The 15,588-nt window shown below is 65.9% G+C and carries 15 protein-coding genes; 13 read left to right on the top strand and 2 right to left on the bottom strand.

Annotation, left to right across the window (positions count from 1 at the left end):
* Nucleotides 1-15: 15 nt before the first annotated feature.
* From ABZS40_RS35135 to ABZS40_RS35115, 5 genes are all read left to right on the top strand, one after another.
* Entirely contained in the window at nucleotides 16-543 is a 528-nt protein-coding gene (locus ABZS40_RS35135; protein WP_354948861.1) for a DUF6244 family protein, read from the top strand.
* Nucleotides 544-734: 191 nt separating this feature from the next.
* On the top strand, nucleotides 735-1,133 hold the full coding sequence (locus ABZS40_RS35130; RefSeq protein ID WP_354948859.1) for a hypothetical protein: 399 nt from the start codon (nucleotides 735-737) through the stop codon (nucleotides 1,131-1,133).
* A 15-nt stretch (nucleotides 1,134-1,148) separates the two neighbouring features.
* Entirely contained in the window at nucleotides 1,149-1,598 is a 450-nt protein-coding gene (locus tag ABZS40_RS35125) for a SitI3 family protein (protein ID WP_354948857.1), read from the top strand.
* A 189-nt stretch (nucleotides 1,599-1,787) separates the two neighbouring features.
* Complete coding sequence (locus ABZS40_RS35120) at nucleotides 1,788-2,531, top strand: serine/threonine protein kinase (protein WP_354948855.1); 744 nt, start codon at nucleotides 1,788-1,790, stop codon at nucleotides 2,529-2,531.
* A gap of 239 nt (nucleotides 2,532-2,770) precedes the next feature.
* The gene (locus tag ABZS40_RS35115; protein WP_354948853.1) at nucleotides 2,771-4,312 is read left to right on the top strand and encodes a hypothetical protein; all 1,542 of its coding nucleotides are present in this window, start codon (nucleotides 2,771-2,773) and stop codon (nucleotides 4,310-4,312) included.
* Nucleotides 4,313-4,591: 279 nt separating this feature from the next.
* On the opposite strand, the gene ABZS40_RS35110 is transcribed toward ABZS40_RS35115, so the two are convergent.
* The gene (locus tag ABZS40_RS35110; protein WP_354948851.1) at nucleotides 4,592-4,744 is read right to left on the bottom strand and encodes a hypothetical protein; all 153 of its coding nucleotides are present in this window, start codon (nucleotides 4,742-4,744) and stop codon (nucleotides 4,592-4,594) included.
* 300 nt (nucleotides 4,745-5,044) lie between these two features.
* Between ABZS40_RS35110 and ABZS40_RS35105 the strand changes: the two genes are divergently transcribed.
* Nucleotides 5,045-7,066: a hypothetical protein gene (locus ABZS40_RS35105; protein WP_354948849.1), complete on the top strand. Its 2,022-nt coding sequence runs from the start codon at nucleotides 5,045-5,047 to the stop codon at nucleotides 7,064-7,066.
* On the opposite strand, the gene ABZS40_RS35100 is transcribed toward ABZS40_RS35105, so the two are convergent.
* A complete protein-coding gene (locus ABZS40_RS35100; RefSeq protein ID WP_354948847.1) occupies nucleotides 7,043-8,131 on the bottom strand; it encodes a Shedu anti-phage system protein SduA domain-containing protein in 1,089 nt (362 codons plus the stop codon). The genes ABZS40_RS35105 and ABZS40_RS35100 overlap by 24 nt on opposite strands.
* A 583-nt stretch (nucleotides 8,132-8,714) precedes the next feature.
* On the opposite strand from ABZS40_RS35100, the gene ABZS40_RS35095 reads away from it, so the two are divergent.
* From ABZS40_RS35095 to ABZS40_RS35065, 7 genes are all read left to right on the top strand, one after another.
* Nucleotides 8,715-9,095 carry a hypothetical protein gene (locus ABZS40_RS35095; RefSeq protein WP_354948845.1) on the top strand — a complete coding sequence of 127 codons (381 nt, stop codon included), beginning with the start codon at nucleotides 8,715-8,717 and terminating at the stop codon, nucleotides 9,093-9,095.
* A complete protein-coding gene (locus tag ABZS40_RS35090; RefSeq protein ID WP_354948844.1) occupies nucleotides 9,095-12,691 on the top strand; it encodes an AAA domain-containing protein in 3,597 nt (1,198 codons plus the stop codon). The genes ABZS40_RS35095 and ABZS40_RS35090 overlap by 1 nt, the downstream gene beginning before the upstream one ends.
* A 379-nt stretch (nucleotides 12,692-13,070) precedes the next feature.
* Nucleotides 13,071-13,487, top strand: a complete 417-nt coding sequence (locus tag ABZS40_RS35085) for a hypothetical protein (protein ID WP_354948842.1) — start codon at nucleotides 13,071-13,073, stop codon at nucleotides 13,485-13,487.
* A gap of 29 nt (nucleotides 13,488-13,516) precedes the next feature.
* Nucleotides 13,517-13,810, top strand: a complete 294-nt coding sequence (locus ABZS40_RS35080) for a hypothetical protein (RefSeq protein WP_354948840.1) — start codon at nucleotides 13,517-13,519, stop codon at nucleotides 13,808-13,810.
* Between the two features lie 8 nt (nucleotides 13,811-13,818).
* Nucleotides 13,819-14,307: a hypothetical protein gene (locus tag ABZS40_RS35075; RefSeq protein WP_354948838.1), complete on the top strand. Its 489-nt coding sequence runs from the start codon at nucleotides 13,819-13,821 to the stop codon at nucleotides 14,305-14,307.
* A 166-nt stretch (nucleotides 14,308-14,473) separates the two neighbouring features.
* Nucleotides 14,474-14,788: a hypothetical protein gene (locus tag ABZS40_RS35070; RefSeq protein ID WP_354948836.1), complete on the top strand. Its 315-nt coding sequence runs from the start codon at nucleotides 14,474-14,476 to the stop codon at nucleotides 14,786-14,788.
* Complete coding sequence (locus tag ABZS40_RS35065; protein ID WP_354948834.1) at nucleotides 14,785-15,153, top strand: hypothetical protein; 369 nt, start codon at nucleotides 14,785-14,787, stop codon at nucleotides 15,151-15,153. Before ABZS40_RS35070 ends, ABZS40_RS35065 begins: the two co-directional genes overlap by 4 nt.
* Nucleotides 15,154-15,588: the final 435 nt, after the last annotated feature.

Raw genomic sequence — 15,588 nt, 5'->3', positions numbered from 1 at the left:
TGGGGAGCCGACCACGTGTCGCACATCGAAAAGATCACCGCTGAGCTCCGGGCCCTGGCGGCAGGCGTCGAGCGCGCGCAGGGATTGGCAGCCGCGGCCGACAGCCAGGCACAGGAGGTGGCCCTGCGAGCCGCGGGCGCTGGCTTCGCCGCGGTGGCGGTGGGCGTGACGCGAGTGCGCAGTGCGATCACCGATATTCAAGGCGGCCTGGGCAGCCTCGGCGGTTCGATCGGTGAGGCAACGAAGGCAACCGCATCTGTTCCGCATGGGGCAACTCCGCAGGAGACGATCGCCGGGCTGACACCCGTCCAGGCCGCGGTGGACAGCGCCCGAGACGCGACGGCAGCGACTATCGCTCAGGTCGGTGAGGCACAGCGGCTCGTCACCATGATCCTTCAGGGCGGGCAGCCCGGCCCGCTGCTACAGGCGCTGGAAAGCATCAAGCAGGTCCTGGTACTGGTAGTCCAGCGCACCAGCACCACTCGGCAACTCGTCGAAGCCGCGGTCGCTGAAGCACGGCAGATCGGGTCCTCGGGAAACTGATCGGGGCTGGCAGTCCCAGACCGGCCAGCCCGCCCCCTCTTGCCACCACCAAACCGAACTCGACGCCTCCCACCTCCGGCGGCGATACCTCCGGCAACCGCAACCCCGCGCCGTGGAGCCGGCACCCCACCGGCGTCCCCGGCTCACCCACCGGGCCCCGAACCAAAATCCCGCCACGGGCGGATCACAGGGTGCAGCGTGCGTTGGAGTTGGAGAACGCGTGTGCCGACACCGTCGCCGGCAAGGGTTACCGCCTGCACCAGAACCCGACCAGGCACGAGATCGCCGAGGCGCGGCGGAACACGGGCGACGGCGGGAAGCCGGACAAGGACCCGGACTACCTGATCGAAGGCCATGTCTTCGACTGCTACTCGCCAACTCCCGCGAAAGCCACGCGCGGCGTGTGGACGGAAGTGTCGGGGAAGGTGGCCAGCCAGCAGACCCAACGGATCATGCTCAACCTGCAGGACTGGCGTGGCGACCTCGGCGCCCTGCAGAAGCAGTTCGACGATTGGCCCATCCACCACCTCAAAGAACTCACGGCGCTGATCCGCAGCGGTGAGATCATTCAAATCGTCCGACGAGACTGAGAAGGCAGGCAGCACGTGGGTATCGAGTACCGACTGACGCTGGCGGGCGACATCCCGCTGGAACAAGTGGCCGAAATCGCGGCTCCTGGGAACGTCGAGGAGTCAACTCTGCCCGGATACCCCCGACTACTCGGCGCCGACCTCGGCGAGGAATCCGGCTACACCGTCAGCGTCTATGCCGGCAGAAACGGTTACTACGACGCCGAGGACGACGACGGCTCCCAATGGGAATGGGAACCCGACACGTACGTCAACATCGTCTTCCACATGCTCAAGGACGACACGTCCGGCAGGGCAGTCCCCGACATGGTCGCGGCCGTCGACCGGCTGCTCGCCAGCAGGCCGGAGGACGCGGCACTGACACTGAACGGTAACTGGCTGCTACTGACCCGAGTCGCAGGAGCCCTTCGAAGGCACCGACCGTCGTGGTGGAACAACTATGGCCTCGACCATCGTCCCGCCTGAGATTCCGTCGGACCGGGACACGCACCGTCAACCAGGCGGAACAACTCGCCGCACGTGTACCGGCAGCACTCATAGAAGCCGCCGGCAACCACCGCGAACCCGCCTGGTCCCCGGAGCAGACGGGCATCTGCCGGCGGACCGGCACAAGCGAAGGACCTGACGGCTACGTGGGGGCGTAGGTTCGCCAACATGTCCGACCTGCCGCTCGCGTCCGCGTTCACGGTCTTTAACAAGCAAGACTCGGGATGCCTGTCCTACGGCGTCGAGGAGGCCGGGCGCCGCTGGTTCGTCAAGAAGGCCACCACCGTGCCCGCCGGCCTCTCACTGATCCGGGCCACACGATTCCACGCCGCGGTCCAGCACCCAGCGATCGTCCGCACCGAGCAGATCCTCAACAGCCGTGACGGGCCAGTGCTGGTCTACCCCTGGCACGACGGGTCAGTACTCAACCACGCCACCACGCACGGCTCGGACCGAGCCGCACTTAACCGGTTCCAACAGCTGCTTCTCCCCGACGTCGAGGCGGCGATCACCACGATCCTCGACGCGCACGAGGCCGTCGCAGCGGCTGGCCACGTCGCGGTCGACCTGTACGACGGCTGCTTCCTCTACGACTTCGACGCTCGACAGATGTGGCTGATCGACCTGGACGAGTACCGGCCCGGCCCCTTCGTGCTCGACACCGACCGCCTGCCCGGATCCCGCCGCTACATGACCCCAGAAGAGTTCGTCCGCGGTGCCATCATCGACCAGCAGACCACCGTGTACACCCTCGGCCGCACCATCTGGCACCTGCTCGACTCCCCCCACGGCTGGCGAGGCACCCCGTCCCAGGCTCGGCTTGCCACCCACGCCACCCACGTGGCACCCGAAGATCGACACCCCGAGGTAGCGCGACTGGTCAACGCGTGGCGAGCCACCCTGGCGGATTGAGAAAGGCCTCTGCCCGCCGACGCCCCGTCACTTGTCGTCCTCGTACGCACCGAGGCATCCCTTGCCTCACCGCCGATTCACGCAGATCAGGGGGCACTCACCAAGCCTGCCCTCGACCGGATCGCTGCAACCATTGAAGCGCGCGGCACTTAACCCAGCGCGTACGCGGATCACCAGACATCCTGCCGCCCCTGGTAGATACCGTTGCGCGGGCAGTCTGCAGCGGGCACGGTTGTCTGATGCAGCGCTGGGATCGGCTCAACGAGCGCCAGGTGAATCTACTGCGTCGGATTGCCAACGGGGATGACCTCAGTACCCCGGAGGGCGTCGCACACCGAACGTCCGCGCGTGCTCTACAGAACCGCCACTTGGTGGACATCACTCGTAAGGACGGGACGTGGCGGGCGACCGTCACGGACGCAGGCCGCTTCTACCTTCAGCACGGGTACCACCCCGAGGACCCCGCTCACAATGTCAGCCCGTCGACGACCCGGCGGAAAAGCGATGCGGTACCCGTCCCCCGACAGCAGCCGGCAGCGGCAAGCACCGATGGCACGACCTCGGCGACCATGGTCTTGGCCCAGCAACTGGTCGACCAACTGGCGCAAGGCGACGGGGTCGTACGGATCGAGGAGCCGGATGAGCAGACCCGGGCGCGATACCGGCGTGCCATCCACGCGGCGAAGCAGTACAAGCTTGTTCCGGACGGACACGAGCTTCGACACACTGGCCGGAGCCGCGGTGACATCGTCGTCAGGCTCTACGACAAGGCCATCGGCGCCAGCACCGGGTGGGACGCCTTCCGGATCGCCTCGCAGCACCAGCTCACGGTCGACGAGGAGATCGTCGCTGCCCTGGAGAAGAACCCTGCCGCGCTCGCCGTATCGGCCGACCTGCTGCCTCGGGCGTTGGAGCTCGTCCGCCTGCTCGCCGCGGCGGCCCGCAGCCGCGGGCACCGCCTGGTCGTCAACACCAAGGGTGCGCGGCCCACCCTGTCGCTGCGGTTGGAAAAGTCCCAGCGCGCGGTGAGGATCAGCGAGGAGTACGACAAGGTGCCGCACGTCCTCACCGATGACGAGCAGCGGCGCAAGAGGCGGCAACCATGGACACCGCTGCCCGAGTTCGACCGTGTGCCCAGCGGCCGTCTTGTCCTTGAGGTCAATCGTTCCGGCCACGGCAACTCGGACACCTGGACCGACGACAAGCGCAGCCTGCTTGAGACTCGCGTCCAGAAGATCCTGAAGGACGTAGAGGCCGGGTATCTGGCCGACCAGCGCGAGCACGAGGAGTGGGAGCGTAGTCGCAGGGAACAGGAGGAGCGTCGGGAGCGGCAGAAGGCCGAAGAACGTGCCCAGTGGGAGCAGACCAAGGCGACTGCCACGGTCCGGGCGACTGAGAAGCTTCGCACGGACCGCTTCCGTGCCGCGTTCGACAACTGGGTGGCCGCGGACGCCATCCGGAGCTTCTGCGCTGCGCTCGAAGCCTCCGCCCCAGACGGCGCTGGCGCTGGCCAGAATCTCGATCGCTGGGCGAGTTGGGCGAGGAAGGAAGCTGACCGGCTCGACCCCACGATCAACCCGGCTGCGCTCGCCGAGGTGGACTTCGACATCGAACCGCGTCCCAAAGACCTGGCGCCCTTCATGGGCGAGTGGAGCGCGACCAAGCCGGAGAAGGCGTACCGCTCGGAGGAGACCCGCAACCAGTACGCCGACATCCTCGCCTACGAGAAGACGTGGCACCACGGCATGCGCGGCAATCCACAAGCCAGGCGGTGGCGTTAACCGCGGGTATTACAGAGGACATCCATCGCCCCGTTCGTAGGCCTGCGCTTGGGAACGGGCACCGGGGCAACCATCGAGTCGCCTGGGTGCCGCCGCGTCCAAGTGGAGCCGCGCGAGTTGGGGTGACAGCCCGACCTGTACGTCTCACCAGCGGAGCTGGGGCGGAACGGGAGTCGGGACCTTGGCAGGCGTGGTCGGCGTGGGCGTACGCGGCAACTTCACCGGTGGAGCGCTCAAGGCCGTCGGTGGATCGTTGACGGCCTTGAGCGCTCGGCGAGATCAGGCGGCGTCTTCGCCGCTATGTTTCGCGTTGCGCCTGCGGCTACGACGGCGAGCAACCATGGTTGCCGCCGCCAGCCCGGCCATGATCAGCGCTGTCGGCAGGTTCTCGACGATGCCGTCCAGCGCCGCGCCGGAAAGCTCGTTGATCATCGGCGTGTCCTCCTTCTACCCTTCCGGACCTGACGAAAATTCTCGCGCCCGGATCAGGCCCGCAGACACGCTGCGTTACGGGAGACGACAACATGGACTGTCCCGGATGGGACTGGTGCGTTCGGCCACCGGTGGGTTACGGCCCGGGGCGCCCCGGTACATTCCGGTACACCGAAAGCCTGAGGAAGCGTTCAATTCGACCACCACATCGAAGGTCACTACGCTTGATCGCGCCTGCCACCCGGCGGGTGAGCCTTGACCTTCAGGGGTGGCATGGCGGCGCTGAGTCGCCCTCCTGGCGTGACCGGAGGATTGAAGCAGCTCAACCATGAGCTGCACCGCCTCCATGCCCGCGCCGGATGGCCATCGGTCCGCGACATGGCACGTGCCTGCGGCTGCGGTCCGAACGTCGTCAAGAACGTCTTCTCGCTGCCTCAGATCCCCAACTTGCCGCGGCTGCTCAAGATCGTCGAGTTCCTTGCCAAGCTCGACCGGATGGCCGATCCGGACGCGCAGTGCGACCGTTTTGACCGGCTGTGGGAAGCTGCCATGGCGGAGCGGGTGCCGGATCTCTTCCCGTCGTCGAACACTGACAGTGATGACGACGACGGCTTCGGGCCTCCTGCGGCTGGTGCCCGGCCCAGTCCGCCCGGCCCAGTCGGGCCAGCTGGCGGAGGAGTGAGCACACCTCCCACCGCCGGCGAGCCGGCGGCACCATCCTCCAGCGACGGAGCCGCGCGCGACTCCGTTCCGGACGCGCCTCAAGACGAGTGGCGAGCACTTTTCGTTGGCGTCGACAGCTACCTGACGACCGACGCAACACCAGTCGTCCATCGCGACTTGACACCAGCCAGGCAGCTCGCCGACATCTTCTATGATTCCGGGGACGGACCTTCGCCGGCCACTAACGAGCTCCTGCTGAATCCCACTCGAGAGCGCCTTTGGTCGTCGTTCGTCGAGGCAGCGTCCCAGACGCGGGAAACATTGGTCATTTATTACATCGGTCACGGAATACGCGATGCCCGCACGTCCGAGGTGTACCTGACCGCCGCTGACACCACCACCACCGCTGACGGGTTCACGGTCGACGCCATCAGCGTGCGGGATTTCCGGTACCTACTGGCATTGAGTCCAGTTAAGCAGCTTGTCTTGATCGTCGACGTGTGCTTCGACAACAGTTCGGAACGACGAACGATTGTGCTGCCGACTCGACCGTCTCCGGAAGAGCCCTACAACGCTGGTTCGGATTCTTTGCAGCGCAGGACTTTCGTCTTGGCCAATAGTGCCGAAGAGGGTCCGAATCTATCCGCGTTCTCGTCCGGGCTCGTTCAGGTGTTGGCAGCAACTGGCAGCGGCAAGAGCATGGCATTCCTTCATGCTCAGTTGGCCGCGCGCGCCGAGACGCAGCATTGGCGCGCGCTACGAAGGGCTAACCTGAACGACGGCGACCAGATTCGACTGGACGGTCTGTTGCGCGACCCAGGACCGACCCGGCATTCCTTTTGGCAAGTCGATGACCGGCTGGAGTTGACCCATATGGCTGCTCCACCGGTTGCTGCGTCGGCTAACGATCTAGCTGTAGTCAATCAAACCGGTCAGGGGATTTTCGTAGCCAGCGAAGGTGCTCACCGAACCATCCGTCTGTGGAACCCGCGCGACAATAGCTCCACGCCCGACTCAGGCGCCGCCTCGGAAGTGCCGACCCACCGTGTCGAAGCCCTAACACTGGCTGCAGTCGCCGACGGTCGTATTGTGATGCTCGCAACCGGCAGCGATGGCACACTCGAATGGTGGAGCTGGGGTCCGGGGAACCGGATTGTCGCCATGCCGCCTGCCAACACCTCGCCGGTTACAGCGATTGCCGCAGCCGTGCTACCTGACAGACGCGCCGTCCTTTGCGCGATCAGCGACAGTAAGACCATTCTTAGCTGGGCCCTGCATGAAGGAGCGAGCCAGCACCCAGGCCGGCTGCAGTTAGACGACCACGTTAGCTCTATGGCAGTAGTGTTCACGCCAGAGGAGCGAGCATCGGTAATCATCGGCCACTCGAGGGGCAGGCTCGTCGTACGAGACCTTGAGAGCGGTCAGTTGTTGGCGGTCTTGGACACCGGGCAGCGAGGAGCCGTCAAGGCGATCGCTGCTGCCTTGACGCCTGACGGTCGAACCATGGTGGCGACGGCTGATGAAACCGGCACCGTGCGGTTCTGGGATCTCGAAAATCATGCAGCGATCGGCGAGCCGATCCGGCATGCTAGCGACAAGGTGATCCTTACCGCAATATCGGATGCGGGCGGCGTGCTATTCGCCGTCGACACGCGGTAGGCGAGTAAGGTCGCGCGGCGCAACCCCGCTTTGGGTTCCGTCGCTCATTTTACTTTCGTTGCTGGACGTCCTGAGTGAGGCGAGAAGCTGGTTCGCTTGGGCCAGCAACTGGTCGTACGTCATCACGCTAATGCTGTGCAGCCGTGCGTTAAGTCCGTGCAACGCCCGCAGCTTCTGCTCTTCCCAGTCATTGGAGCGATCCAAGACGATGATCGCCCGCGGATGATAGGCCACGATTCCCGGGTGATCTCGAAGACCCTTCGACGCTCCTTCATGGAGCGCATCAAGGTAGCGGTGGCACTGCCCGATCGCCTTAGACGCATCACTGGACCAGTGGTAAGACTTGTGACCCTTGTCGTAATGTATAGCGCTCATGTCTGGCCGCTTTAGCTCCAAGATGTCGCGCAGTCCGTTGCTCGTCAGCGCAAGCAGTCCGTCGACAGAGTCGCCGAGTGCGATCTCTCGAACGTCGTCGCGCATCGCATATATATTTCCGAACGCCCAACTGTGCTTCTCGCACCACTCTTGGTAGAACTGCTCCTTGACGGTGCCACCGTTCAACGCCTTTTCAAGCTCAGCGGCAGAAGCTTCCAACTCAGCGAGGCGAACCGAGTTTTGCAGGTTACTGAGAATTTGGCGACCCTCCGGCCCAGATGCGATAGCGCGGAGCGCCTCCCGGTTGGTCGCGAGGGACGCAACCGTCTCCCCTACGAGGGCGGCCAACTGATCGTCGTCACCGATCCGGCGGTCAAGCGGAACGACGAGGTAGTCGCCGTCGACGCTCTCCTGGATCAGGGCTAAACCATCTTCTATCGTCTGCGCCAAGCGAGTCGCCTCGTCATGAGTTAGCGTAAATTCCGCCGGGAAGCCTACGCGAAAGTTTCCCTTGACGTTCTTCCAGTACTTCACTTTGACCGATAACTGCGAGCCGACGCTTCGAGTGACGTACTGCAGAACCACCTCGAAGTACGTGTCTCGACCAGCCCTGATCACGATGGGTTTCGAAAAGGAGACTTCCTTGCGTCTTGACGTGCGACGCGAAACCAAACGGGCGTTCTGGGTCATGGCTTGATCCTTTGGCGCTATTACGCGAGGGCTAGCGGAGGCTTACCACTTTCGTCATCCATTCCCCTCGACGTCAACCCTCAAGGCCGGGTTCTGCGCGTATGACCTGGTCAAATGCCCGTTCGCAGGATGCGCTGCTAGCCGAAGGGGCATGTTTTTGTGTGCAGACTCTAGTACATATTTCCGGGATGAAATAGTACCCACCAATCCTAGCCGCGCGACCAATTTGACTTCCGGATCATGGCGATGCCAGTCATCAGTAGATTCGTGCCGTGGCGCTTGGCACCCATGGCCGATGTCCAGTTGCCGGTCGTATACCGAACCGTACCTCGCCGGACGGATGGAGCGTGGGCAGCAGTGCTTTGGCGGGAGCGAGGGCTGCGGTCCTACCTGCCGGTCGCCTCTGCTGCCTATCAGGCCCGGTCACCGTCAATCCTGATTCGATGAGCACTACGCTTGAAGAGGGACGCTGCAGGAAACTGATTGCCGAACACCAGGGGCGTTCGATCGGCAAGCCGACAGACGCGGCCCGATGCCTACTGTCTTCTGTAGTTTAGTCAGCACCGCTCATGCAGGAGGATGGATGTCCCTCGTCCGCGTTCGGATTGACTTCACACCGCTTGCCGACGACGACGAGTTCGTTCTCGGCGAACTGACCGACGATCTGGCGGACGACCTCCGCGAGATCGGCGAGGTGGAGCGCGTCGAACGCCCGGTTGTCGACCCGAATGCCAAAGGCGTCGCAGAGTTGGCGGTCGGCGTGGTGACCGTACTGGTGGGCATGGACCCCGGCTACGTGCAGGCGTTGGTCGAGGTGGTGTTGGCCTTCCTCCGACGCCACGACGGGCGTCGGGTGCACCTGCGGGTCGGTGACATCGAGCTGACGATCGACCGGCCTACTCACGGTCAGACCGATGAACTGATCAGCACGGTACGGGCCGCGATCGAGCGGACCCGCCTCTGATGGGACGGCATGCCCTGCTGCTTGGCACGGCCACGTACCACGTCGACCGTGAACTCGCGCCTCTTCCGTCGGTATATCACGACGTAGCACAGCTCAAGACGCTGCTCGACGGTGCCGGCGAGTTCGACACCGTTCGCGCTGAACTGGACCTGCCGGCGGAACACCTGCGCCAGGTCGTCGAGGAGTTCTACGGCGCGCGCCGCGGGGACGACCTGGCCCTGCTCTACTATTCCGGTCACGGAGTGCTGCACGGCGACGGGCAGTCGCTGTTCCTCGCCGCGACGGACACTGTTAGTGGAAGTTTGCACGCATCCGCGCTGGACACCGACGGCACCCTGCGTCATCTGCTCAACGACACCAAGGCCCGCCAGAAGGTGGTCCTCCTCGACTGCTGCTTCTCCGGGGCGTTCACGGCACGCAACCGATTCCGAGGTGGGGTGCGTGAGGAGCCGCGCCGCCTCAAGCGTCAACGCGGCACCTTCGTCCTGACGTCCAGCACGCACATGAAGGCGTCGAAGGCCCAGGGACCGGATCGCCCGTCGGTCTTCACCGAGGTGCTTCTCGAGGGTCTTCGTGGCGCGGCCGAAGGGCCGTCCGACGACGGTTGGATCACCAGCAACGACCTCTCCCGCTACACGCTGACCGAGATGGCGCGGCGTCGCCAGCACACACCGGTCGAGTCGAGTGAGGGCGTCACCGAGCCGATCAAACTGGCGACGGCGCCAGGATCCGCCGCCGCGGCGAGACAGGTCACGGCCGTCACGTCGAGCCCTGCAGACGAGGCACCGTTCGACGCGGACCAGTGGCGCCGCCTCGTGACTTACTACATCAACTGTATGCAGCGCTCGACCGTGCTGCAGTCGCTCATCGATCCTCGCGAGACCCGGTCGTATGTCGCCGCGCCACCCGGCTCTGAGGCGGTCTTCACCTCGGAGACGCCCGTCAAGCTGAGTGGTTCGGCAGCCGAACTCGCCGCCAGGGCCCGCGCTGGCGGCAAGGAGCTGCAGTACGGATATCCGGTCGTCGCCGTTCGACCGGCCCGGCAGACGCCGGTGCGGCTCGCCCCACTGCTGGTCTGTGACGTCACCGTCGGCGCGGACGACGTTCTGCACGCCTCCTTCCCACCCCGCCCCAGCGCCGCGCTCGTCGACCTGTTCCAGCTCTCCGAGGTGGAGAGCGACGAACTGCTGCAACGCGTCGAACAGGCATTCGCGCCGGGTGATCCCACCTCTCTCACCGCGACCGTCGAGGTGCTGGTGAAGACGTTCGGGTTGAACCCGGTGACGGAGCTGGACCCGAAGATGCTGGCAGGCACCATCCGGCCGGGACCGGTGAACGGGGTGCAGAACGCCGCGATTCTGTACACCGTCGACGCCGCCGATTCGCCGCAGCGGCAGCTTGTCGACGACCTACGCGGCATGATCAAGAATCCTCGGCTCATCGACCAGACGGCACTGGGCGCTCTGGCACGCCGACCAGACGAGGCGACCGCGACGCCGGTCGTGACGGTAGCGATGAGCGCGACGAACGAGGCGCAGGAGGAGATCATCCAGGCGGCGATGTCCCAGCCGCTGACGGTCGCCCAGGGGCCGCCAGGCACCGGCAAGAGTCAGCTCGTCACCGCCCTGCTCGCCACCGCCACCGCAGTCGGTCAGAGTGTGCTGATCGGCTCCACGAGCAACCAGGCCGTCGACTCGGTGATTGAGAAGGTGAATGACCTGATCGGCCCGGGACTGCTGCTGCGCACCGGCAACAAGGAACACCGTTCGCAGGAGCCTGCCCACGTAGCCGACATCCTGACCGCGTATCCACCAACGGATCGGCCCACCACGCCGGGAGACAGCACCCCAGGGGACGAGTTGCGACTGCTCGCCGCCGAGATCGCCGACCTCCGTGGCCGGTTGGACGAACGGCGGCTACTCGAACGCGACCTCGCGGACCTCGCCGTCGAGCGTGCCAATGACCCGGACACCGGTGCGGCCGCGCTGCCGACCGACGACAGTGCGCTGGAGCAACTCGTCCAGTTGACCGATCGGGCGCTCGCCAGCAGGTGGTTCGGCTGGTGGTACCGGTGGCGGCTGCGGTCGTACCAGCTCGTCGGCCGGGATGCCATTGAGGCGTTCGCCGAGCGGGCGGTGATCGAGCGGCGCTGGCGGGAGCGCCGGCAGCGCCTGGCCAAGCTGCCCGACGTCGACAGTTCCTGGCGGCGCCTGGCCGATGTGATCAGCACCGAACGGCCTGCTCTCAGCATCGACCTGTTGCGGGCCCAGATCGCTCGGCGGGTGGCTGCAGGCGCGCGATTGCTTCAGGACCGCGCCGATGAGATGGCCAAGCCGAAGTCGGACAGCTGGGCCTACTTCCCGGAGCTGCTGCGGGTGCTGCCGGGCTGGGCGGTGACCGCCCTCTCCGCCCGGCGCCTCAAGAGAAGCCCCGCCATGTACGACCTCGTGGTGATTGACGAGGCGGCGCAGTGCGCCATCCCCGCGATCCTGCCCATGCTGTACCGGGCGAAGCGCGCCCTGCTCATCGGGGACCCGCGTCAACTCGCCCCTGTCGTGGACCTACCCGAACCCGACGACGTCACCGAGCGGGCCCGCGCCGGTCTCAGCACCGGCTGGCTCACCAACCGGCGGCTGACCTACACCGCCCATTCCGCGTACGACGCTTTCGCCGCCGCGTCGGGCACCGCGCTTCTCCTGAACGAGCACTACCGGTGCCACCCGGACATTGTCGAGGTGCCCAACAAGGAGGTCTACCAGGGCCGGCTCACCGTGCTCACCGAACCGGCGCGGCTGGCCGTCACAGCCGATCCTGCCGTACGTTGGCGCGACGTTCCTGGAGCCTTCAGCCCCGGGGTCACCGGATCCGGATTCAATCAGGCCGAGATCGACGCCGTCGTCGCCGAGGTCGCGGGCCTGCGCCGCGCGTACCCCGATGTCTCGATTGGTGTGGTCACGCCGCTGGCCGCGCACCAACGTCGGCTGGCGTTGGCCCTCCGCAGCGCCGGCCTCACCGACAACCTGCTCTGCGCCACGATTCACAAATTCCAGGGCAGCGAACGGGACATCATGGTCGTCTCGCCGGTCGGGGCGCACGGCATTGCGGACCGCACCCGCGGCTGGCTGGTGCACCAGACCAACCTGTGGAACGTCGCCATCACCAGGGCACGGTCCCAGCTCGTCGTGATCGGCGACCGGTCATGGTGGTCGGGTCAACGCGGACTGCTGACCGCCCTGGCGTCGATCAGTACGGTCACCGACGCCCCGCTACACTCCGCGACCGGGGCAGCGGACCGGTTACACGTCGCCCTCCGCGGCGTCGGCCGCACGGTGCGGCGCGGCGTCGGCGTGGCCGGGCGGACTGTCGATCTGGTGGTGCGACACGGCGATGTCGAACTGGCTGTGGTCGTCGACGATCCAGCGGGTGATCCCGCCGGCCGGGAGCTGCGGAAGGTGCTCGCCCGACTCGACATCATCGCTGGTTCCATGCCTGTCCAGCGGGTACCCGCCTGGCGCTGCCTGGCCGAGCCGGAACAGGTGGCGGCAGAGTTGCTCAGCGAGCTGAGCAGGCATCAGCAGGCGCAGGACGGCGGGTAGGCCAGAGCCGTTACCGCAGCTGGCGTCAACAGAGTTCACGGCCTCACCGCCGCAGCCGGCAACCAGGCGCAGGAGGTCGGGGTTCGTGCCGCGTGCGCCGGTTTCGCCCGGTGGCAGCTGGCATGCGCGGACCCGATCGTTCACGGCTGGATGTTGGACGCCCACGCGATGACCGTGCGCGAACGACCAGAGCCGAGCCCAATCACGCGCTGGAGCACGAAACCGTTAGCGCTACCGACCTCGCGGGGACCCGCAGTGGTAACCGGTCGGGTACTCTCCGCTCAGCGCGTCCGTCCCTGATGGACGACGCGAGCCTGCCCTGACCGACACAGGTCATGGCCGCCGGGCGACTGCCGACCGGTTGAAGAGGAGGCCCCTCATGACGGCAGATGCCGACAAGTTCCGCCAGTCGATGGACGACGCCATGAGTGCCCTTTGTCAATTGCGGGCCAACCGCCCCGCAGCGGCAGACGTAGAGACCTGTGGAGAGGCCACTGCGGCGGACGGACTGATTGCCGTGATGGCCGCTCCGGGCGGTCGGATTGAGTCGATCACCGTGGCACCTCAGGCCCTGCGGCAGGGCAGCGGCTACCTTGCCGAACAGTTGACGATCGCCGTCAACGCGGCCCTCGACGACCTGCAAGCCCGAACGCTCGCCGAGGCACCGGACGCTCCAAATCCGGCCGTGCTGCTCGATCGGCTTGAGGAAGTCCAGCAGCAGTCGGTGCACCAGATGCAGTCGTTCCTGAGCGCGCTCACCGCAGCCCAGGCCCGGACAGCCCGGCCGGCGGGTTGACGATGTCCTTGAAGATCGATCCTGATCACGTGCGGGAATCGGGCAGTCGGCTCGTCGACGTGGGTGACCGGCTGGCGAGCGCACTTGAGACGCTTGACGCCCGGTTGAAGAGCTGTGGCGAGCCGTGGGGTGGCGACATGCTCGGCACCCTGGTCGGCCTCTCGTTTCCAGTGGTCTCCGGATACCTGGTGCAGTGCTGCGCCGCGATGGCCGACGAGTACCAGAGCAGCGGCGAAGATCTGGCGGCACTGGCGGAACAGCTGATGGCCGTCGAGGAGGACCTGACCGGCCAGTTCGGCGCACTGGCCGCGAAGTTGGGCTGACGATGGGCATGACGCTTCCGGGTGAACTCGCCGCGGTGCTCGCCATGATCGGGTACGACTGGCCGGAGGGCGACGAGGAGAAGCTCTTCGAGCTCGGGCAAGTCTGGATGGAATTCGCCACCACGGTCGAGGAGGTGGGCCGGGAGGCTGACGCGCTAGCGGCGGAGGTGGCTGGCGGCAACGAGGGCGACGTGATCGCGGCCTTCGAGGCGTACTGGTCTGGTGCCGATGGGCCGGGCGGTGTGTTGGCCGGGAACACCACCGCCACTACCGTTCTGGGCGCCGGTTACGTGGTGGTCGCCGCGGTCGTGCTGGCGATGAAAGTGCAGATCATCGTTCAACTGGTCATCCTGGCGGTCCAGATCGCCCAGGCGGTGGCCACCGCGGTGCCCACCCTCGGCGCATCCCTGCTGGAGATCCCAATCTTCAAGATGATCACCAGCCTGATCGTCGACCAGCTCATCGACATGGCCATGCGGGCGATCCTCGGTGGGTAAGCGGAACCGCAACCGGCATCTCCGCGACGCGGCCGTGCCGCCCGAGGTGGAGTCGGCGCTGGTCAAGCCGGTCGCGCAACTCGCCAGGACCCCCCGGGTACGCCGGGAGTAGCACGTCGGCGACGAGCAGCGGCCCAAGCATCGGGAGACCGACCGCAATCTGGCCATGGGCAGTGCGAGCCGTGCTCCCGCCAACGGTCAAACCGCCCTGGATCGCTCGGTACAGATCAAGGAGACCAACGAGCGTCGCCGTATCGGTGTCGATCACGAGACCGGCGAGATCGTCATCCTCGACAGGCACCGCCGCATCGAACCGTCCAACCCTGGCGAGGACGTCGTGGAGATATACCACGGCCATGTCCGCGACTGGGAGGACACCAGCTCGGACGGCCTCAACGACGACATGCGCAACGCCCTCAAGCGCGGCGGACTGGTAGACAGGAAGGGCAGGACGACCGCGCCGCCGAAGGACGAGACATGAGCACACAGCGCAGCTACTACGAACCAGCTCCGGCGACCCACGACACGGCCACGACAGCACTCGCGGCGGGCGACATCGACACCCTCACCGACTCGATGGTCGGGCTCGCCTTGCACGATGCGGACTGGCGCTGGTGCCAGGACTTCTACCTACGCGTGCTGGATCATCCGGAGGAAGACGTCCGGGCCACAGCAGCCATCTGCCTTGGCCATCTTGCTCGCATCCACCATCACCTCGATACCGACAGAGTCCTGCCCGCCCTGCGCGCCCGGCTGCGCGACCCGCAGGTCGGCGGCACGGTGGAGGACGCCATCGCCGACATCGAGCAGTTCCTCGCTCTCCCACCCGGCGCCACGCAGGGGTAGCCACCCAATCGAAGTTTCGCAGCTGCCCACCACACACAACCCCTGAGCGGCGGTAACTCAGATAGGTCAGGGCTGACATGGCGCCGGAAGGGCTGCAGGCAGTCACCGCGAGACGCCAGGGTGAGACGGTCGCCTACAGAGGGATGTCGCCGCCGTGCTTCACGATGAATCCCTGGGCTGCGTTCGCTCGCCCGCACCCGGGGCAGCGCCACTCCCATTTCGTGTTGTCCGCGCTGGCACGGGTTTCCACCTCGTGAAAGTCGTACGTTTCGCCGCAGGCCGGATTGCGACAGGTCAGCGTGGTCGGGATGTCACTGCCATCGGGAGCATCCATACTCTGAGAGGGTGGTTCGGAGTGTTAGGTCCGTTTCTGGGCGAGGGTGAATACTCCGGGCTCGTCTTCGGTGAGGACCTGGCGGTTGACCATGCGTTTCA

It is taken from the genome of Micromonospora sp. NPDC005324, from assembly GCF_040607155.1.
In the GTDB taxonomy this organism is placed as follows: Bacteria; Actinomycetota; Actinomycetes; order Mycobacteriales; family Micromonosporaceae; genus Micromonospora; species Micromonospora trifolii.
This window is presented reverse-complemented; position numbering and strand designations above follow the sequence as displayed.